Annotated in this window: 18 protein-coding genes; 11 read left to right on the plus strand and 7 right to left on the minus strand. The window is 39.7% G+C overall.

Translation table 11 applies throughout. The features are described from left to right. Positions 1–15: 15 nt before the first annotated feature. The 6 genes from Q0093_RS09110 to Q0093_RS09135 form a co-directional block, all read right to left on the minus strand. A complete protein-coding gene (locus tag Q0093_RS09110) occupies positions 16–1,065 on the minus strand; it encodes an acyltransferase (RefSeq protein ID WP_294178303.1) in 1,050 nt (349 codons plus the stop codon). An 89-nt stretch (positions 1,066–1,154) separates the two neighbouring features. Further along, positions 1,155–2,717, minus strand: coding sequence for a peptide MFS transporter (locus tag Q0093_RS09115; RefSeq protein WP_297929819.1), 1,563 nt, complete (start codon positions 2,715–2,717; stop codon positions 1,155–1,157). Positions 2,718–2,753: 36 nt separating this feature from the next. Then, entirely contained in the window at positions 2,754–3,182 is a 429-nt protein-coding gene (locus Q0093_RS09120) for a SufE family protein (RefSeq protein ID WP_297929821.1), read from the minus strand. Between the two features lie 15 nt (positions 3,183–3,197). Next, entirely contained in the window at positions 3,198–4,181 is a 984-nt protein-coding gene (locus Q0093_RS09125; protein WP_297929872.1) for a M28 family peptidase, read from the minus strand. Between the two features lie 324 nt (positions 4,182–4,505). Beyond that, complete coding sequence (locus Q0093_RS09130) at positions 4,506–6,272, minus strand: gamma-glutamyl-gamma-aminobutyrate hydrolase family protein (protein WP_297929823.1); 1,767 nt, start codon at positions 6,270–6,272, stop codon at positions 4,506–4,508. A 473-nt stretch (positions 6,273–6,745) separates the two neighbouring features. Then, positions 6,746–7,753, minus strand: a complete 1,008-nt coding sequence (locus Q0093_RS09135; RefSeq protein WP_297929825.1) for an aspartate-semialdehyde dehydrogenase — start codon at positions 7,751–7,753, stop codon at positions 6,746–6,748. 292 nt (positions 7,754–8,045) lie between these two features. Here Q0093_RS09135 and Q0093_RS09140 point away from each other — a divergent pair, with 292 nt between their 5' ends. The 5 genes from Q0093_RS09140 (at position 8,046) to gltA (ending at position 17,034) form a co-directional block, all read left to right on the plus strand. After that, positions 8,046–10,205, plus strand: a complete 2,160-nt coding sequence (locus Q0093_RS09140) for a cation:proton antiporter (protein ID WP_294178292.1) — start codon at positions 8,046–8,048, stop codon at positions 10,203–10,205. A 3-nt stretch (positions 10,206–10,208) separates the two neighbouring features. Beyond that, on the plus strand, positions 10,209–13,604 hold the full coding sequence (locus Q0093_RS09145; RefSeq protein WP_297929827.1) for a T9SS type A sorting domain-containing protein: 3,396 nt from the start codon (positions 10,209–10,211) through the stop codon (positions 13,602–13,604). Then, complete coding sequence (locus Q0093_RS09150; protein WP_297929829.1) at positions 13,601–14,476, plus strand: outer membrane beta-barrel protein; 876 nt, start codon at positions 13,601–13,603, stop codon at positions 14,474–14,476. The genes Q0093_RS09145 and Q0093_RS09150 overlap by 4 nt, the downstream gene beginning before the upstream one ends. Positions 14,477–14,756: 280 nt before the next feature. Continuing rightward, complete coding sequence (locus Q0093_RS09155) at positions 14,757–15,548, plus strand: sulfide/dihydroorotate dehydrogenase-like FAD/NAD-binding protein (RefSeq protein WP_297929831.1); 792 nt, start codon at positions 14,757–14,759, stop codon at positions 15,546–15,548. Between the two features lie 10 nt (positions 15,549–15,558). Continuing rightward, the gene (gltA, locus tag Q0093_RS09160) at positions 15,559–17,034 is read left to right on the plus strand and encodes an NADPH-dependent glutamate synthase (RefSeq protein ID WP_297929833.1); all 1,476 of its coding nucleotides are present in this window, start codon (positions 15,559–15,561) and stop codon (positions 17,032–17,034) included. Positions 17,035–17,098: 64 nt separating this feature from the next. Here the strand turns inward: gltA and Q0093_RS09165 are convergent, their stop codons facing one another. Then, positions 17,099–17,314, minus strand: coding sequence for a hypothetical protein (locus Q0093_RS09165; RefSeq protein WP_294178282.1), 216 nt, complete (start codon positions 17,312–17,314; stop codon positions 17,099–17,101). 267 nt (positions 17,315–17,581) lie between these two features. Here Q0093_RS09165 and Q0093_RS09170 point away from each other — a divergent pair, with 267 nt between their 5' ends. The 6 genes from Q0093_RS09170 to cysS all read left to right on the plus strand — a co-directional run bounded on the left by Q0093_RS09170 (position 17,582) and on the right by cysS (position 22,231). Continuing rightward, a complete protein-coding gene (locus Q0093_RS09170) occupies positions 17,582–18,301 on the plus strand; it encodes a tRNA threonylcarbamoyladenosine dehydratase (RefSeq protein WP_297929835.1) in 720 nt (239 codons plus the stop codon). Next, positions 18,298–18,978 (plus strand): ABC transporter ATP-binding protein, encoded by a 681-nt coding sequence (locus tag Q0093_RS09175; protein ID WP_294178279.1) that lies wholly within the window; start codon positions 18,298–18,300, stop codon positions 18,976–18,978. Before Q0093_RS09170 ends, Q0093_RS09175 begins: the two co-directional genes overlap by 4 nt. Then, positions 18,975–19,640, plus strand: coding sequence for a NigD-like protein (locus Q0093_RS09180; RefSeq protein ID WP_297929838.1), 666 nt, complete (start codon positions 18,975–18,977; stop codon positions 19,638–19,640). Before Q0093_RS09175 ends, Q0093_RS09180 begins: the two co-directional genes overlap by 4 nt. Continuing rightward, a complete protein-coding gene (locus Q0093_RS09185) occupies positions 19,634–19,939 on the plus strand; it encodes a DUF3467 domain-containing protein (protein ID WP_031258205.1) in 306 nt (101 codons plus the stop codon). Before Q0093_RS09180 ends, Q0093_RS09185 begins: the two co-directional genes overlap by 7 nt. A 259-nt stretch (positions 19,940–20,198) precedes the next feature. Continuing rightward, the gene (locus Q0093_RS09190; protein ID WP_297929840.1) at positions 20,199–20,672 is read left to right on the plus strand and encodes a pyridoxamine 5'-phosphate oxidase family protein; all 474 of its coding nucleotides are present in this window, start codon (positions 20,199–20,201) and stop codon (positions 20,670–20,672) included. A gap of 80 nt (positions 20,673–20,752) precedes the next feature. Continuing rightward, positions 20,753–22,231: a cysteine--tRNA ligase gene (gene cysS / locus Q0093_RS09195; RefSeq protein WP_297929842.1), complete on the plus strand. Its 1,479-nt coding sequence runs from the start codon at positions 20,753–20,755 to the stop codon at positions 22,229–22,231. The last annotated feature ends 2 nt before the right edge of the window (positions 22,232–22,233 follow it).

Genomic DNA, 22,233 nt, shown 5'->3' on the forward strand with positions numbered 1-22,233 from the left:
CTTAGAAACATAAAGCTATTTAAAAGAAAACATTCGATTAGAAAGGATTGGCTTCTCCAGCAAAAGCCACGATAAAACAGAAAGAAGCAACGTGCCCGCAACGCAAAAAGCAAAACAAAGAATATGACTTTTTTCATTAATACCCAACCACACAGACAGTCGAATAACCGGGAAATGGAACAAATAAATTCCGTATGCCACATTCCCGAAATTACGCATAAAAACAAACCATTTTATATAATACGCACACCCGATAAGTACGACAGCAAATGCCAACGGTTCAATATATATCAATAAAGGTATATCATATCTAAAATAGCAAACCAATACGGCAATCGGAAACAAGAACTTAATATATCTCCGAAAATAATCAAAACACAGCAAAACCAATGTACCGGAATAAAAATATAGGAGTTGTCCGCCCACCTGTCTTTTCAAAATACCGAATATTTCATTTCCCGTTTTCTCATTCAAATAATAAAATAATTCATTATACAATGTAGAAAATATAAATATGGCAATAAAAACAGGAAAAGTCCGAAATTTTTTCATCAAATAATATACAACCGGCACTGTTATATATAACAAAATTTCTACTTTCATTGTCCACAACGAACTATTTACAGCTCCACCATGAAAGCATCCGGGCAACGCAGGTTCTATAAAATTAAGAAAAGAATAATTTGCCAATATATATTTCCACAACTGAGTCGAGAAAAAATATTCCTTCACAGAAAAAGTAGAAACCAGCACTCCACCCACCCAGCACAGAGTAACGATAAACACATAAGGCGGTAATATCCGACGAGAACGTCTTTCTATATAATGACGAATATCGGTATTACGCATATAACTATAAAAAACAAGAAAACCGCTTAAAATAAAAAATCCATGTACCGCATCCACAGAACTCATCGGGAAATAATACGGAATCCCGGTGATCACCCTAAAATGACCGACCAATACGGCAAAAGACAAAAAATACCGGATAATATCAAAACTATTCTTCCCTTGTATTATCTCTCCCGCCGGTTTACCTATCCATAACTCTCCGGAAATTCTCATGCCAACTTCAATAAAAACAATTGAGCAAAGAGCATCTCTTATCAAGAAATACCTCAATGCTCAATCATAAAATCACATTAATTATATTACTAATTAGCTACACGTTCCAACCATTTCACCATAGAAAGCATCACAATCATTGATGCGGCGGTCGCACCCACAAACACCAGCCAACAAGCCCAAATCGGCACAGTTGTATATAAAATACCCCCGATGAACAGTAAAGAATTGCCTACTGCTGTCGCAGCAAGCCAACATCCCTGCATCAATCCCTGCAAATGGGGAGGCGCAACTTTCGATACGAAAGACAATCCAAGCGGAGAAATAAACAACTCTGCCACAGTAAGAATAAAATACAAACCGATCATAATCCAAGGTGTCACCCGAATTGCGTCAATTTCTGCAGTAGTCATTGAACTTAAAGCATCCTTTGCCGGCAAAGTCAAAGAGAATACCATCAAAAAGACATACGCCAATGCTGCTATACCCATACCGATAGCGATCTTCATCGGAGTAGAAGGTTCTTTCCCTTTTGCCTTCAACATCCCGAAAAACCACATAATCAACGGAGTAAGAGCTACAACAAAAAACGGATTAACACATTGAAATATTTCCGCTCCCTTAATTTGAGTAAACCCTAAATTAATATTTATTACGCTCAAGTCCACATAATCCCGGGCAAAATAAGTCAACGAATACCCATTCTGATGAAAAGACAACCAAAAGAATATAACCACACCGAACACAGCAAACAGAGCATAAATACGCTGTTTTATTTCTATGGCACTCATTTTTATCTCTTCTCTACTCACCGCAGAAACTGTATCGGCATTATTGTTCTCTTTTTTAGCCGGATCTGGGAAACGATTCTTATTCACCACATAAATAACCAAAGAAATCAACATAGCCACGATTGCTGCCATAAAAGCATATTGAAATCCCCGGTTAAATACATCCAGATAACTATTCACAAATACATTTATATCTGTTACCTGCGTACCATCCAGACAAACATTATTAGCTAAAGTACTCAAATTGTCCATAGCCTGTGCAGGCATATCGCCCCCTTGCTCTAAATACTGATGACAAAGTTCGGGCAACGATGCATCATAATCAAAATGGTTTACTTTCAACCACCAGTTCCTCACACCGATCGCAATCCACGGAGCAAAAAATCCCCCGATATTGATAAACATATAGAAAATCTGGAATCCCGAATCACGCAAACTCGAATATTTCGGATTATCATACATCTGGCCGACCAATGCTTGCAAATTTCCTTTAAACAGACCATTCCCGAAAGCAATTACCAATAATCCGAAACATGTAAGCGCCAAATAAAGCCCTAAACTCGGGACAGGAGTCGGAGTAGGAATAGCGATAATAAGGTAGCCAATAGCCATCATAATCAAACCGGCAAGAATCGTTCCCTTAAAATTCTTTGTCTTATCAGCAATCACTCCTCCCACCAATGCAAGTATATAGATCGAAGCATAAAACGCAGAATAAATATATCCGGTCGTAGTCTCAGACAATCCGAACTTTGCAGAAATAAACAATGTCAGAATTGCCATCATAATATAAAAGCCAAAACGTTCTCCCATATTGGCAAGAGCCGCGGCAATCAATCCTTTAGGGTGTTTTTTAAACATAATGTAAGATTTGTAGTTAAATAATTATTTAAGTAGTTATTTCTCATTCTTGACTTTAAAAGCCAACGCATAAAGATGCATTTGCTTCACCATAGATAATAATCCGTTCGAACGGGTCGGAGACAAATGTTCTTTCAAACCGATTTTTTCGATAAAGTATAATTCCGAATTCAAAATCTCATCCGGAGTATGACCCGAAAGAACACTGATAAGCAATGAAACCAACCCTTTCACAATCACAGCATCACTTTCTCCTTGAAAAAAAACTTTTCCATCTTTATAATCAGCTTGCAACCACACACGACTTTGACAACCCTCAATCAAATTATTCTCAGTTTTATATTTTTCATCCAAAGGTTTCAAAGAGTTTCCCAACTCGATCAACAAGGCATACTTGTCCATCCAATCGTCAAAAACAGAAAATTCTTCTACAATTTCATCCTGTAATTCATTTATAGTTTTCATATCCCGTTCATTAATTTATTCATTATATATAACCGCCAATACGGTTTGCCCGACAGCTTTCAAAGTCTCCTTATCAATGTGTTCCATCGTATCATCTACCGTATGCCACTGCGGATTAAATCCCGAATCAGAAGACGCATCATATTGTATTATATCGATACTCGGAATACCCATTTTATTGACATACACATGATCATCAATAATATAACCTCCTTCATTATCGGAAAAATATTTCCCATAACCTAAAGACTGCGCTTTCTTCCAAACTTTATCCACAATTCCCGGAGCATACTGTAATGAAGCTTTTTCTCGAGCAAAAACAGCATTTTCCCCGCCTACCATATCCAATAAAATTCCAAAACGTGCTCGATAACCGGGATGATGCGGGCGACGCACCCAATATTGAGTACCTAACGCCCAAGAATCTTCTGTCTCAGAATGAGTCGAAAAATAGGGTTGACCGTAATCTTCTGCATCGAAAAAGATAATATCTACACCCACTTGAGGAGACTTCATTCCGATCTGTCGCGCAATTTCAAGCAAAGTTCCCACTCCGCTAGCCCCATCGTTAGCCCCTAATACAGGCTTCCGATGGTTCGCCTCATCCGGATCATTATCGGCAAAAGGACGACTATCCCAATGTGCGAACAGTAATACTCGATCACTTTTCTCAGGACTGAAAATACCTATTATATTTTTCGCATGCAATACAGTCCCGTCAAAAGCAACCACATCTGCATCCTGCACCTGTACCTCTGCACCATGACGGTTCAATTCCGAAGCCAGATAAGAAGCCGTAGCCAAATGTTCCGGAGTATTGGGTATTCGATACCCGAAATCTACTTGCTTTTGCATATATGAATACGCACTATCTGCATTAAAAACAGGGACATCGACAACAGGGACACTCTCTTGAACAGATGACGAAACAGTTTTATTTTTACAAGAAAGCAATTGAAACAACAATAGTCCCGCTATACAAAGAAGAGGAACGAACATTCGTTTTCGGTTAAACATATTTATAGACATCTTATTTCTTTTTAAAACAGACAGCGTCTTTCATAAGCAAGAAAACCTTGTAAAGATACAGGATTTTTCTACGAATACAGTAAGAGCCTGTCTAAATTTTCCAATAAAAAAATACTATCAGGTCATCTTTGCGTTTTCTTCCGGTCTTTTTCCCCGTTTTCTCTCATCAGATAGCCCGCTACATCCTCCTAAAAACAACAAAACATCCTCGAAAGAAAATCTTAAACCCGACCCGGGTAAAATTTACGACAGGCTCTAAAACGATCGTTTGTTTACACTTTCTAAGGGGTAAGATCAACAAACCTGTTGCACCTGATCCATCACGCGCAAGAAGTTCCCTCCCCATATTTTTGCAAGATCGCTTTCCGAATACCCCTGTCGAATCAATTCTTTAGTAATATTTATCAACTCATTTGCGGCATCACATCCCGGAATTCCCCCTCCTCCGTCAAAGTCAGAGCCAATACCGACATAATCCACCCCCACCAGTTTTACGACATGGTTGATATGCTCTACAATACATTTCACATCAGCATTCTCCTTCGAAGTAAGAAAATTCAAATACAAACAAATCTGGATAACTCCTCCATGACGAGCTAAAGCGATTATCTGCTCATCTGTCAAATTTCGCCGATGGTCACAAATGGCACGACATGATGAATGCGATGCTATAATCGGAGCTGAACTCACCTCCAATGCATCATAAAAAGATTTTTCCGAAGCATGAGAAAGATCTACCATCATCCCTATCCGGTTCATCTCTCTCACCACATCCTTGCCAAAATCGCTCAATCCATCATGCTCGGATACACCACTGGCAGAATCGCAAATATCATTATTCCCATTATGACACAAGGTCATATATACGACTCCCATATCCCGGTAACGAGACAAATTAGAAATATCTTTTCCGATAGCATACCCATTTTCAATCCCTAAGAAAATAGCCTTCTTCCCAGCTTGTTTCAACTCGATAAGATCTTTTCTTGAAAATGCCTGTCCGACCCTATCCTGATGTACGGAAATCTGGCGTTTCAATTCATTCAATATAGCATCAGCCTTTCGGGTAGCAGCTTCAAGAGCAACATCATCCCGTTCCTTCTGAGGCAAATAAGCCACCATACATTCCGCATCGATCTGTCCGTCTCTCATTTTAGACAAATCGACCTTCAAGCGTGTATCCCTAACCCCAATATCTATCTTTTCAGGGAAAAACATAAGAGTATCACAATGAGAATCCAATGAGACATGTCGAAGATGAAAATTTTTCGCTCGAGCATATATTTCCGCCTCTTTAACCAAATGAACAAACAAATTCAACATCTTCTTATTGCCGGCACACACCAAACCTTCAGGATGCCACTGCACACTAAAAATCGACGCTGTTTTAGACTCCATGCCTTCATTAATACCATCGGGTGCAACTGCGCTCTCGATAAATCCCGGAGCAACCTCCCATACCCCTTGATGATGAATAGAATTTACAGCTATACGCCCACCTCCGATCAATGAAGCCAACAATGTATCCGGCTTTACGGTGATCGTGTGCGATACGAATTCGCGGGGTTGTTTCTGGGAATGCTGAATGACCTCTCCTAAATGTTGGCTCGGAATATCCTGATAATTTTTCCCTCCGAACACGGCGTTAATCAACTGATGTCCTCGGCAAATTCCAAAAATAGGAATTTGCCTCAAAGAAGCCATACGTAATACTGCAATCTCCCAACAGTCCCGAGACAAATCTACATCTTGGAGTTTCGGATGAGGCTCTTCATCCAAAAACAAAGAAGAAATATCTCCTCCTCCTGTTAGCAACAACCCGTCTAAACGAGCTACAATCCCCGACAACAAGGCAATATCATCACACAATGGAATAAGTACCGGACTACCGCCGGCCTGAATAACCGAATTTACATAAAGATTAGCGACACAAGAAGCCCCCTCTTTCGTATATGTAGTTATTCCGATCAAAGGCTTTTGGGAATCCTCCGAACAACAAATCTCTTCATCTACTATTCTAAAAAGACTATCCAAATCGGTAGGATAATTTCCTTTTTCCATAAGTCAGGTTTTTAGAAACTGTTTTTAATTTATTTTGAGAAAATCTTTAGGTCTCTTTTTCTAAGAATATTCGGTTTCACAAGTCACAAGCACCGAAGTCTTCTCAAACAATGAAACGAAAAGAAGAAAAAGAACCGAAAACAGACCGAAAGATAATATTTCTTTTCCAATAAATTAAAAGCTCGACTCAATTTTCCGATGTAGAAAACATTATCAGGTTATTTTTACATTTTCTTCCGGTCTGTTTTCCCGCTTTTACTCGTTAGAAAACCCGCTATCATCCTCATAAAAACGATAAAAACATGCTCAAAAGAAACTATCCGAAATAAATTTACAAAAAGAACAACAATCCGGCAAAGAACTCTTCCATGATATAAAAACCGTTCCTAAGCAATACGAGGCGACCCACCACGTGAGCCGCCTCGTACCAGTTAATTGTTATGTTATGACTAATCTATTTCTTATCAAAGATATCAAAGAGCATTTTCACGGATCAAATACTCGGCAATCTGGACGGCGTTCAATGCCGCACCCTTCTTTATCTGATCACTTACAGTCCAAAATGTCAACCCGTTTGGATTAGCAAGATCTTCCCGCACACGACCGACATACACCGGATCTTTCCCGGCAATATCAAGCGGCATAGGATATATCTTATTTGCAAGATCATCCATCAAGACAACACCCTCCGCCTTAGAAAATGCTTCACGCGCCTCAGCAACCGAAATAGGACGCTCGGTTTCCACCCAAATAGACTCGGAATGAGCACGCATAACCGGAACACGTACGCACATAGCACTCACTTTCACATCTGAATGCATAATTTTTCGTGTTTCGTTATACATTTTCATCTCTTCTTTCGTATATAATGTATCAGTAAACACATCTACCTGAGGAATTACATTATATGCTAACTGATAATAAAACTTCTCTATCGTCGGCTTATCTCCTTTTATCAGCTCTTCATACTGATGAACCAACTCTGCCATTGCCGATGCACCAGCACCGCTGGCAGCTTGATATGTAGCTACATGTACGGCCTTTATATGAGACAAATTCTCGATAGCTTTCAAAGCAACAACCATCTGAATTGTCGTACAATTCGGATTAGCAATCACTCCTCGAGGCCGAATTTTTGCATCCGGGCCATTCACTTCCGGAACTACCAAAGGTACATCATCATCCATACGGAAAGCACTCGAGTTATCGATCATCACAGCTCCATGTTTCGTAATCGTCGATTCAAACTCTTTTGATATTCCTGCACCCGCAGAAGTAAAAGCAATATCCACACCTTTAAAATCGTCATTATGCTTCAACTCCTGCACTACGATTTTTTTATTCCGGAAAACATATTCAGATCCTGCACTACGAGAAGAGCCGAACAACAACAATTCATCTATCGGGAAATTTCTTTCATCCAATACGCGGAGAAACTCCTGACCTACCGCGCCGCTTGCACCAACAATAGCTACTTTCATCTCTTTGCTTATTTATAACCTATTAAATACAGTTTCTTTTGTTCAGTATTTTTTTATATTTCAATAACAATAATACACGTTCATGCCGCAAAATTAAAACATTTTGCACGATTATCCATATAAAAAGAAGAAAATCTACAATAAATCGATCCTCATATTTACAATTTCTAATATCTTTTCATTTTTAATCCTCTTTTTTGTACCTTTGTAAAGGTTTTGAGCCTGTCTGAATTTTGTACAGATATTTTTGAGAAATCCTAACACATTTTTCTCACAAAAACAAAAAGTTAATATGAACATCGAAAATATAATACCAGCCCTGCCATTTACAAATCCGGTACTGATATTCTTTATCGTATTAACTATCATTCTCTTTGCGCCACTACTTCTTAACCGATTCCGAATCCCCCATATCATCGGACTGATCATCGCCGGAATGATAATAGGTCCTCATGGATTTGGATTACTCGAACGAGACAGCAGTTTCCAGATATTCGGAAATGTCGGACTGCTTTACCTAATGTTTTTAGCCGGTCTTGAAATGGATATCAACGATTTCAAGAAAAACAAAACACAAGGTATCGTATTCGGACTATATACTTTTTTTATTCCGATGATATTGGGAACGACAATTAGCTATTATACCTTACATTTCAATCTGGAGACCTCTATCTTGCTGGCAAGTATGTATGCCTCTCACACTTTAGTAGCCTATCCGATCGTAAGCCGTTACGGCATATCACGGGCTACATCTGTCACAACAACTATTGCCGGTACTATCATTACCGTATTAGGAGCGCTTATTATCCTTGCAGTAATTGCAGGAATGCAACAAGGAGAAATCAATGAAATATTCTGGATTCGCCTCTTAATATCGATAACGATTTACTGTGCTATTGTCATATATTCCTTCCCTCGCATTACCCGGTGGTTTTTCAAAAAATACGATGACAACGTATCCCAATATATTTTCGTATTGGCTTTAGTATTCTCGGCATCATTCATGGCAGAACTTGCCGGACTCGAAGCAATTATCGGAGCATTTTTTGCCGGAGTCGTACTCAATCGGTTTATTCCGGCTGTTTCTCCTCTAATGAACCGGATCGAATTCGTAGGAAATGCACTTTTTATCCCCTATTTCCTCATCGGTGTCGGAATGTTGATCAATCTGCACGGCGTATTCAGCAGTACAGAGGCCATTATAGTAGCAATCAATATGTCAATCGTTGCTACGGCATCCAAATGGATAGCGGCATGGTTTACTCAAAAAACATTTAAACTTCCGAAAGTTGACCGAAATATGATTTTCGGACTCAGTAATGCACAAGCAGCAGCAACCTTAGCCGCCGTACTTATCGGATATGATCTCGGAATATTCAATTCTAACGTATTGAATGGTACAGTTATCATGATTCTCGTAACATGCACCATCAGTTCTTTCGTAACCGAAAAAGCCGCACGCGAACTTGTAACCAAACAACAACAAGACGATTATCTCAAAGACAAAATAGACACGGGAGAAGAACGTATTCTCATCCCGATAGCAAATCCCGATACCATAGAAAACCTCGTAAACTTGGCGATACTACTAAAAAATCCGAAAAAGAAAACACCTCTATATGCAATAAATGTCACCGACGACAAATCGCAAGATAACGGATTCAATGCCAAAAACGCTTTGCAAAAAGCAGCCAAGATAGCTTCATCCGCAGATGTCGAAATGGAAACTATAGCTCGGTACGATATGAATATCGCAAGCGGTATCATTCACACAATGAAAGAAAAAAATATCTCGGAAATAGTTATCGGATTGCATCATAAAGCTAACATCGTAGATAGTTTTTTCGGGACAAAAACCGAGAGTTTACTAAAAGGAACAAACAAAATGGTTGCGATCACCAAATGCACTATTCCGGTCAATACGGTAACACGTATTGTCATAGCCGTTCCTGAAAAAGCAGAATTTGAAACCGGATTCGTCAAATGGGTTGACAGAGTGGCCAATATGGCAAAACAGGTCGGATGCCGGGCGATATTCTATGCCCACCCCAATACTATAATACAACTAAAAGCCATTCTCCGCAAAGGAAAATACAATATTCGGAATGAGTTCGAGATATTGGACAATTGGGAAGATATTCTTATGTTAACCGGAATCGTCTTGCAAGACGATTTGTTCATCATTGTAAGTGCAAGACATACTTCCGTATCCTATAATACCGAATTCGACAAACTGCCGTCATTTTTATCCAAATACTTTGCCGGAAACAATATCGTTGTCCTCTATCCCGAACAATTCGGAAAAGAAAGTCAACTCTCCTTTTTCAGCGATCCTCGATCGATGGATGTACAACGGGACTATACTCGTTTTATAGGATTAAGGCTTTTCCTTGAAAATCTGCTGAAGAAAAAGAAACGATGGGGTCATCGTAACCAAAAAAAGGATAAATAACAAATGTCGCAAAACAAGAAATATTATACTCTGTCGACCCATAAAACATTATATTTTTTATGGGTCGCAACCATCCTATTTTCTGCAACCGTTTTTTCTTCATACGCACAAATAAGTGAAGGCGGTACTCCGCCCAGTTTCATGTATCCTGCATCCCAAAAGACAAGAAATCTTGAAAACACAAAAAATGGAATCGAGAATATATATATCCCCTTTTCCCTTGACGACTTAAAAGCCGATGACGAACGCATGAAAGAGGATAACTTACCCCCTCGTGTAGCAATATTGCTTCCGGCACATTTCTCTCCTGAAAATTCCGGAGTGTGGAGGACTCTTCCGGGAGGAGAGCGCATCTGGCAACTCCGTATTATGGCAGACAAAGCCACAGCAATCGCTCTCTATTACAGAAAATTCAACCTTCCGATCGGCAGTAAGCTATTCATATATAACTCTACACATACTCATATATTAGGAGCTTACACACATGCAACTCATCCCGGAACAGGTAAATTCTCGACCGAATTCGTGGCTGGAGACGATATAACCCTCGAATATGTTGCCCCTCAAGGAGATAATTCTCCCCAAAATCCGGAAATCGAAATCGAAGAAATAGGATACGGATATAACTATCTAAGTATTAAAGACTCCGACAGTGAAAGTCTATCAGGCAGTTGCATGGTTGATATCAACTGTGAAGAAGGAGAGCAATGGCAAGACCATAAAAACGGTGTTGTCAAAATGATTATACCGATAGGGACCAGCAGTTTTTTATGTACCGGAGCGATCCTTAACAATACAAAAGAAGACCTCAAACCTTATTTACTGACAGCATTCCATTGCCTGCTCTCATCCAAAGAACAAGCTTCCGCATCCGATCTGTCTCAAGCCCAATTTTTTTTCCGATATGAAAATACGACATGCGGGAGCAATATCCACACTCCCCCTGTATCGATGATCGGATGCACATATATTGCCGGAGTTCCTTTAGAAAACGGAGTCGATGGTGCATTGTTATTATTAAATGGGGAAATACCTGACAATCTGAATGCATATTATAACGGATGGGATCGCCGGAACATAGCCCCACAATCGGGTGTATGCATACACCATCCTCAAGGTGATGTAAAAAAAATATCGACTTACAGCCAACCGGCAGTATCAGACACGTGGAAATCGGGATCGACACAAGGATTGCAAAACGGACATTGGAATGTTATATTTAAGAGTACTGCCAACGGACACGGAGTAACAGAAGGAGGATCATCCGGTGCTCCGTTATTCGATCAGAATAAACGTATAACAGGATTCCTGACCGGAGGAAACGCCAACTGTACCGACCGCAAAGAAGGAAGGAATTTATTCGGGAAATTAGCTCTTTTTTGGGATCAATGCGGAACAGCCGATGACCAAAGAATCGACAAATATTTAGATCCTATCGGATCAGGAGTTGAATATCTTGACGGACGCTACGCATTTCCACCTAAAGCAGTACCCGAACAAGTCTCCGCCAAATGGTTGCCTGAAGAAAAAAAATCCACTATATATTGGGAAATACCAAAAGGTGATGAACAACCCGTCCGTTATAAAATATACCGAAACAACACCGAAATAGGGGCTACGACCTCGACAAGTTTCTCAGAAACAGCATTGCCCGTAGGCATACACCACTATGACGTCACTGCAATATATGCAGACGGTAAAGCCTCCGATCCGGGAAATACGGCAACAATATATGTATATGACATACTTCCTCCAAAAGATCTTTCGATAAAACGAACAGGCGAAACAGACCTACAAATAAAATGGCAGATGCCGATATCCCGACAAAAAATATTTTGGGGAAATGCGACCGACTTTTATCGGATGCAATTAAGAGATAAAGACAACCGGCAAATACCGTTCTATTTCGGACAACGTTGGAGTGCCGACGACTTACAGGAAATAGATGGATACACACTGGAATCCGTTACGTTCCTTTCAGTAGAAGGAGCGACTTATAGTCTTCATATCGATCAGGGGGACTTTTCTTATCAACAAAAAATCGATCCGACAGATAAAGATCAAATAATCGAGGTAAAACTTTCCAAACCGGTCACTATCGAAAAAAATGCATCTTTGACGGTCTCCATATATGCAGAATCATATACCAATAGTCCGGCAGCGACAGATAATGCTGTTCCCATAACACAAAAAGGGAACATATACTCTACCGATGGTAAGAACTGGAAAACTTTGACTCAACACAGCGATAAAGATCACAACTTTTTCCTGCAAGTCGGCATCTCTTCTCAAAAGCAAAACGAAATTGCCACCCCTCAACAAGAAATAAAAAAACGGTCTGTTAAAAATAAAAACTCTGATGAAAATTTACAAATACATTGGCAGCCCGTAACCCGGTCTGCACTATTACAAAAAACAAATACGAAAATATGTTCATCTATCCCTATCCGGTTTAATCGCCCCGACTTTCGCATATACAGAGATGACATGAATATTACTCCGGAATTAACAACCGACACGACAATAACAGACAAAGAATTATTACAAGGAAAAAACTACACCTATACCGTCGAAGCAATCTACCCTAACGGAATCAGTGCTTTAAGTGATCCCGAAACCTTTTTCCTGAAAACAGAAAGTTTCGAAGCACGAATACGTTCACTCAAGATCAACGGTGAAGAAATAGAAATATCTCAAGAAAATACGTTAAATATTCCTCTCGATTGCGATATAAACTCGGCACAAATAGAAATTGAAGCCCATCCCGAAGCCACTATAATAATGGGAGACCAAATATCCGGGACGGCAGAAATAAACGTTGAGGAAGGAGGTAAATTCTATCAACCGGTAACCATAATTTCAGAAAGCAGAGAAAACATGCAAGAATTTTCCATCAATCTGTTTAAGTTACCAGAAAACATACTTTTGTTACGATGGAACGATGTTCTTTCCGTTATCAATAATCCGGACAACAATAACGGCTTGCATTTTACCGACTTTGTCTGGTATCGGAATAATAGCTACCTAAGCTCAGGAATGCCCTATGTTACACTGCCTGACGACCACCGAAGCTCAGACAGATACCACATCTTGGTAACTACAGATGAAGGAGTCATTCTCTCAAGTTGTGAAAAACAAATACAAATCACAGGTGACGAAATACGCCTTTACCCGAATCCGGTAAAAGTCGGAGAAAAAATCAGACTATATATCGATTCGAAAAAAGAGAATGATAAAATCGAAATAACAATTACTGATCTCTCCGGAAAAACAAGAACAATATCCGCAACCGGAAACTCGACAAAATTCAAATTATCCGATACTCCCGGTAGCTATATCATTAAAATAAGGACACAGGAAGGTATATCCCGAGAAATAAAAGTAATATGCATCCCATGAAAAAAATATATCTTGCGATGATTTTCTGTTTCATTTTCATTGTCTCATCGGCACAAACGAGGCATAATGAAATTTCGGTCGGAATATCAGGCGGAATATCGACACTACATTATTCTGTATCCGAAGGGAAATTCAAACCTCAAGGAGGAGCATCTCTCAATCTCGGTTATTTATTAAAAATAACCGACCTTTGGGGAATCGGTACAGGTACTGAATTATCCTTATATCGATCAAAAATCAGCATCGACCGATTTTCAGATAATTATTTAATCCTCTCCAATTCAATACCGGACGGAAGTCCGGAACAAAACACATTCGATTTCAGATTTACCTATACCGGTTTCCAAGAAGAACAAAAAGCCCTCTATCTGAATATACCCGTATTTTTCCAATTACAATCTGGCAAACATTCGGGAATATACGCAAAAGCCGGTATAAAAATAGGAATACCGATAACAGCAACCCGCAATAATCGATATTCCGCATTAAAAACTTCGGCGTATTTCCCCTATGAAGATATAGAATACACAGACCTCGTAAATCATGGATTTGGAAACTATCCGGCAGCTCGGAATAAATCGGACTTAAAGTTAAAATACTCGCTTTCTCCATTTGCAGAAATAGGATGGAAATGGCAGCTCGGAACATATCGTAACATATATACAGGTATTTACGGAGAATACGGAATCCGGGAAATCTATGACGCTGCAAACGGAAAACCCTTCCTTCAATATTCCGATGACGGTACAATAACCGGTAACCCGGTTTGGGAAAGTTCTCGTCAAAACGGAAAAAGTCCCAAAGCAATACTTTCTTCTCCCGTACGTCTCATGTCGATAGGTGTCACCGTTCGGTGGGCAATTTCTTTATGACAACAAGATTAGAGAACTCGAGAATGACAAATTTAGAACTCGTTTAAATTTTACTCAAGTCTGTTTTGAAAATTTCTTTTAAAGATAATAACGAGTTATCTGGTAAATAACAACAGGACAACAAACCGAAAAGGAATTCAAAAAATTCGGATACATATTTTTTATCGAAAAATTTAGGTAGGCTCTTATTATTAGAAAAGAGAAATTTACCCTAAATTTGTACATGTAATTATCAACACATATTTCAAAATACGATCAAATTCATCATTAAATACGACCAATGAACAAAATCATCAGCAAAGAGCATTTTTCAGAAAAAGTAGTAAAACTTGTTGTCGAAGCTCCACTTATAGCCAAAGCCCGGAAAGCCGGACATTTTGTAATCGTGAGAGTCGGAGAAAAAGGAGAACGCATACCGTTGACCATTGCATCCGCCGATGTTGCCAAAGGCACTATCACATTAGTAGTACAAGCAGTAGGCCGCTCTTCTCAAAAACTATGTGCGTTGAAAGAAGGCGACTATATTACAGATGTAGTCGGACCTTTGGGACAAGCTACCCACATCGAAAAAGTAGGAACAGTAATATGCTGCGGCGGAGGTGTCGGAGTCGCTCCCTTGCTCCCTATTGTCGAAGCTTTTAAAAAAGCCGGGAACAAAGTCATTACGGTTTTAGCGGCAAGAACAAAAGACCTAATTATTCTGGAAGAACAGATGAGAGCCAATTCGGATGAAGTCGTAATCATGACCGATGACGGTTCTTATGGGAAAAAAGGATTGATAACAAACGGAATAGAAGATATTATCAATCGTGAAAAGGTCGATCTCTGTGTAACTATAGGACCGGCAATCATGATGAAGTTCGTTTCTCTATTGACAAAAAAATACGATATACCGACGGTAGCCTCTCTAAATACGATCATGGTCGATGGGACAGGTATGTGTGGAGCATGCCGGATAACAGTCGGAGGCAAAACAAAATTTGTCTGTGTTGACGGACCTGAATTTGACGCACACCAAGTAGATTTTGACGAAATGATGATGCGACTTTCTTCTTATAAAGGAATAGAATAATATTGAAACTATGAACAACAAAGAATATATGGCAGCTCAAAGAGCTGAAAGCTGGCGAGAAGAACTACGTCGGAACAAAAAAAATAAAGATCGTATCGATATTCCTCGAGTACACATGAACGAACTCGATCCGGCTTATCGAATCACCAACACAGAAGAAGTAAACCAAGGTCTTACGAAAGAACAAGCTCTTACAGAAGCTTGCAGATGCCTCGACTGTCCCGATCCTTTATGCATTACAGGCTGTCCGGTAGGAATCAACATTCCGAAATTCATCAAAAACATCGAACGAGGAGAATTTATCGAAGCTGCAAAAACGTTAAAAGAAACCAGTGCATTACCTGCCGTATGCGGTCGGGTATGCCCACAAGAAAAACAATGTGAATCTAAATGTTTCTATACACAAAAACTCCACAAAGAAGCTGTTGCAATAGGATATCTCGAACGATTTGCAGCCGATTATGAACGAGAAAGCGGACAAATATCCATTCCCGAGATAACTTCCCGAAACGGCATTAAAATTGCAGTAGTAGGATCAGGACCTGCCGGACTTTCTTTTGCCGGAGATATGATAAAAAAAGGATATTCTGTGACCGTATTCGAAGCACTCCACGAAATCGGAGGAGTATTGAAATACGGAATTCCCGAATTCCGATTACCGAATAAAATAGTCGATGTCGAAATCGACAACCTTCGGAAAATGGGTGTAGAATTTATGACCGACTGCATTATCGGAAAAACTCTGACTTATGAAGACCTACATGAAATGGGATTTAAAGGCATATTCGTAGCCAGTGGCGCAGGATTGCCCCGTTTCATGAACATACCGGGAGAAAACCTCATAGGTGTGATGTCCAGTAATGAATACCTAACTCGTGTCAATCTTATGGATGCTGCCAGTTCCGATTCGGACACTCCGGTCATAAAAGGTAAACGAGTCGCAATTATAGGCGGAGGAAACACAGCGATGGATTCCGTCCGCACGGCACGTCGGTTAGGGGCCGATCGAGCAATAATCGTCTATCGACGTTCCGAAGAAGAGATGCCGGCTCGCATAGAAGAAATAAAACATGCCAAACAAGAAGGCGTCGAATTTTTAACCCTCCATAATCCCATAGAATATATCGGAGACCAAACCGGCCATGTCAAACAAATGCGCCTTCAAAAAATGGAATTAGGAGAACCAGATGCATCCGGAAGAAGAAGTCCTGTTCCTATTCCCGGAGCAATCGACCTCATCGATATAGATGAAGTCGTTGTCAGTGTAGGAGTATCTCCTAATCCTCTTATTCCAAACTCTATAAAAGGGCTGGAGGTCAGTAAATGGGGGACGATTGTCGTAAATCAGGAAACCATGCAATCCGACATTCCCGACCTCTTTGCAGGAGGGGATATTGTTCGAGGAGGAGCAACCGTAATTCTGGCAATGGGAGACGGACGGCGAGCAGCAGCAGCAATGGATGAGTACATCAAATCCCAAGCATAAACACAACAGGCTGCCTCATTTTATTTCAGGCAGCCTGTTTCTTTCTCACACAACCAATACGGTTTTATTTCGTATTAGGACATTCTCCTTTTTGTTCGCAGCAAGGTTTCGGATTATCGCATTTCTCCTTTTTGCAATTCTCTTTTTTACAATCGCCTTTTTTCTGCGGACATTCGGTTTTTGACTTAGGACACTCTTTTTTATTTTGTGCAATCGCATTACCGCCGATCATCATCGATACGGCCATAAAAGCTAATACTAAACCTTTTTTCATCATCATAATAATATTAAAAATTTGACTGCACAAATATAAGACCCGAAATCCGCTCTTCTCTTTAACAAAATATAAAAAGAATAATCACATAACCCCAGAATAACTATAAAATACAAGCAATAACTAAAAAAACTATATCAATAACCATTTTAACCTAAAAATATCTTCCATCTTCCCAAATCTCAGCCCATTTCATACTTTTAAATATTCTCTGTCCCTTCCTTTCTACATCAGAAAAAAAATGTATCTTCGTAAGATTAAAATAAAGAACAAATGGAAGAATGGCTATCTCGAACCGAACAGCTTTTAGGAAAAGAGACACTATCTACACTGCAAAATTCTCACGTCCTTATCGTCGGTGTAGGCGGAGTTGGTGCGTATGCTGCCGAGATGGTTTGCAGAGCCGGAGTTCAAGAAATAACCATTGTTGATGGGGATAATATAAACCCGACGAATATCAACCGACAACTAATCGCAACACATAGTACGATAGGTAAACCCAAGACCCAAGTTCTGGCACAACGGTTATTAGATATTAACCCCCGACTCAATATACATATAAAGCAGCTATATATGGATGAAATCCAAACCGGACTATTGCTGGATGAAGCAAAATACGATTATGCAATCGATGCGATCGATACCCTCAGCCCCAAAATCGCACTATTGACAGGCTGTTTGAAACGAAAAATAAAAGTCATATCCTCGATGGGTGCGGGCGGGCGTATCGATCCTACACGCATCGCATACGCAGATATTTCGGAAACATACCATTGCGCTTTAGCCAAAGCCGTAAGAAAAAGACTGAAAGATGCAGGTATAAACAAAGGTATTAAAGTCGTTTTCTCCTCGGAACAACCTGACCGCAATGCGATTATACGGACAGATGAAGAACGAAATAAAAAATCGACAGTCGGAACGATTTCCTATCTGCCGGCAATCTTCGGATGTTATTTAGCTGCCTATGTCATACGCAAACTTTCACAAAAATGATCGATATTATAAATATACATAAAAGTTACGGATCTCTCGAAGTGTTGAAAGGAATCAATGCCCATATCGACAAAGGAGAGATCGTCTCTATCGTAGGTCCCAGTGGAGCGGGGAAAACAACACTATTGCAAATCATAGGAACTCTGGATAAACCGGATTCGGGAGAAATACAAATTGGAGAGATCCGGATCGGGAAATTAAAAGAGAAAGAGTTGTCTGCTTTCCGAAACAACCACATCGGTTTTGTATTTCAGTTTCACCAATTACTCCCTGAATTTACAGCTATCGAAAATGTTATGATTCCGGCATTAATCCGAAAAGAAAAATCTTCGGTCGCCCGTAAACGGGCAAAAGAGATACTGGACTATCTAAACCTATCGGATAGAATGGGACACAAACCTGCTCAATTATCCGGCGGAGAAAAACAAAGAGTGGCTGTAGCCCGTGCATTGATAAACCAGCCGGATGTCATTTTAGCAGACGAGCCGTCCGGCAGTCTCGACACTCAAAATAAAGAAGAGTTACACAAGCTCTTCTTCGACCTGAGAAACGAAATGGGGCAAACATTTGTTATTGTTACGCACGATGAATCTTTAGCTTTAATTACAGATCGGGTGATACACATGAAAGATGGACAGATAATTACTCCGGAAGAGAACATAAACGAGGTCTTATGAAACGGTCATTTCAACTTATACTATTTTTGACAATTGTAACTCTCAGCGCCTGCAATGACGATGTCCGATACGATTATGGAAATTTTCGAATGGACTTTGTAACGGTTCTCTCTCCAGAAGAAGGAATACGATTTCTCAGAGATGACGGGATCATCTTGCTCTCCGAAACAGCAAACGACGCAGATAACGAATATCTCGTTACCGGGAAAAGAATCCTATTGAGATATATACCCGGAGAACAAATTTCTCAAACAGAACTATCGGCAAAGATACAATCGATAACCTTCATTCCAGAAGGAGATATAACTTTCATTTCACGAAAAGAACAAACCGAATCATTCGGTAGTGACCCGCTATATATTATCTCGCTTTGGCCCGGAGGCGGATATTTAAACCTCCGGTATAAAATAGAACAAAATAATGACAAACACCAGTTCGCTTTATTTTATATTCAAGAAAACCAAGTTTCGCCGGATACGATTTTTCTTGAATTACGGCACAAAGCAGACAGCGATAATCCGGGCTATCTAAGCAAAGGTTATGCCGCATTCTCTTTACAAAAAATACAAGATAAGATTCCGGAAGTAAAAGCCATAAAAGTCAATGCAAACATAAGCAATCTAAAACAACAATATTTTATATTTAATACACAAACATTATGAACGAAAAGAACCAATTACAAATAGAACTCAGTGCCGAAGTTGCAGAAGGCATATACTCCAATCTTGCAGTCATCTCCCACTCTTCTTCTGAGTTTGTGGTCGACTTTATCCGTATTATGCCGGGAATTCCTAAAGCTCCTGTGAAATCACGAATCGTACTTACTCCCGAACATGCAAAGCGACTGATGTTCGCATTACAAGAAAACATTATAAAATACGAAAAACAATTCGGTAATATCCGAATTACCGAACCGGAAAACAATATTCCTCCGTTCATGACTCCCGGAGGTGAAGCTTAGAGCTTGTATAAATTTTGCTCGGGTCAGTTTTGAGAGTTTCTTTCGAGGATATTTTTCTGATTTTACAAGGAGGATAGCGGGCTATCTGACGAGGAAAAACAGGAAAATAGACCGGAAGAAAACGCAAAGATGACCTGATAATATTTTTTTATTGGAAAATTTATACAGGCTCTAAGAGCCTGTATAAATTTCTATCCGAGATAAATAATGGAGTTTAGAAGATTTTTAATCATTTAAAATAAAAAGTTTTCCTCGAATTATGAAAACATATACTATCAATGATTTCGGAAAAATAGAAGAGATTATCAAGAGTGCACAAACCTGCTTTATAGGAATAAACAATCCTGAGGGTGCTCCATATATTATCCCGATGAATTTCGGATATGAAAACGGAATTTTTTATTTACACTCAGGACCTGAAGGGAAAAAAACGGAACTCATTCGTAATGATAACCGAATAAGTCTATCTCTCCACGGAAATACCAAATTAGTATTCCAACACCCCGAAGTAGCTTGCAGTTACAGCATGGCTGCCGAGAGTATTGTATGCGAAGGAAAAGTTAAACTCATAACTGATTATGATGAAAAAATTCGCTGCCTAAATATCATAATGCGACACTACACCGATCGAGAGTTCAAATATAATGCCCCGGCAGTGAATAATATCTGCATTTGGGAAATAAAACCGGAACAAATATTTTGTAAATCTTTCGGGAACTCAGCAAAAAGATAAATAGTACAATGAAATCCGTATCCTGATTGTCTTAATTTCTCTCAAATCATTACCTTTGTAATGTGTAATTAAATAAAAACATGGAACATAAACTTAATATTTACAACACGCTCAGCAGAAAGAAAGAACTATTTATTCCGCTCAATTCTCCGTATGTAGGCATGTATGTCTGCGGACCTACGGTTTACGGGGATGGGCATCTCGGGCATGCCCGTCCGGCAATTACTTTCGACCTGCTTTTCCGTTATCTGAAGCATCTCGGCTATAAAGTCCGTTATGTACGCAACATTACAGACGTAGGACATCTCGAAAACGATGCGGATGAAGGAGAAGATAAAATTGCAAAAAAGGCACGGCTCGAGCAATTAGAACCGATGGAAGTAGTACAATACTATCTTAACCGATACCACAAAGCAATGGAAGCCTTGAATGTTCTTCCGCCCAGCATAGAGCCTCATGCTTCAGGTCATATTATAGAACAAATCGAATATATAAAAAAAATATTGGATGCAGGATACGCATACATTAGCGACGGATCGGTTTATTTCGATGTAGAAAAATATAATAAAGACTTTCATTACGGAAAACTTTCCGGACGTAATATCGACGAACTGCTCAATACGACACGGGCTCTTGACGGACAACAAGAAAAACGCAACAGCGTCGATTTCGCTCTTTGGAAAAAAGCCTCACCCGAACATATCATGCGGTGGCCCTCACCATGGAGTGACGGTTTTCCCGGCTGGCATCTCGAATGTTCCGCTATGGGAACAAAATATTTAGGAGAAGAATTCGATATTCACGGAGGAGGTATGGATCTGCTCTTTCCGCATCACGAATGCGAAATCGCACAATCCGTAGCGGCACAAGGAAAAGAAACCGTACATTACTGGATGCATAACAACATGATTACGATCAACGGACAGAAAATGGGGAAATCCTTAGGTAACTTCATCACATTAGACCAGTTCTTTACCGGAGATCATAAACTGTTATCTCAACCATTCAGTCCCATGACAATACGGTTCTTTATCTTGCAAGCACATTACCGCAGTACGCTTGATTTCAGTAACGATGCTCTCATCGCTGCAGAAAAAGCATATCAACGGCTTAGTGAAGGCTGGGAAAATCTCAATAAGATCATTCCGGGAACAGACTCTACCGTAGATATTAAAAATCTTCGGGAAAAATGTTACGAAGCAATGAACGATGACTTGAGCTCCCCGATTGTCATTTCATACCTATTCGATGCTGTTCGCATCATCAATACAATCCTTTCCGGCAAAGCCTCTATAAACGAAACCGATTTACAGGAACTCAAAGACATATTTCAAACATTCATGTTCGATATATTAGGGTTAAAAGTAGAAAATAGTACAATGAGCAACGCTTCTAACGAAGCTTACGAAAAAGCTGTCGATCTATTGCTCGATGTACGCCAAGAAGCAAAGAGTCATAAAGATTGGCAAACAGCAGACTTCATCCGCAATAAACTCTCTGAAATCGGATTTGAAATTAAAGACACCAAAGACGGTGCTGAATGGAAATTAAATAAATAATA

This window comes from uncultured Coprobacter sp. (assembly GCF_947855755.1).
Taxonomy (GTDB): domain Bacteria; phylum Bacteroidota; class Bacteroidia; order Bacteroidales; family Coprobacteraceae; genus Coprobacter.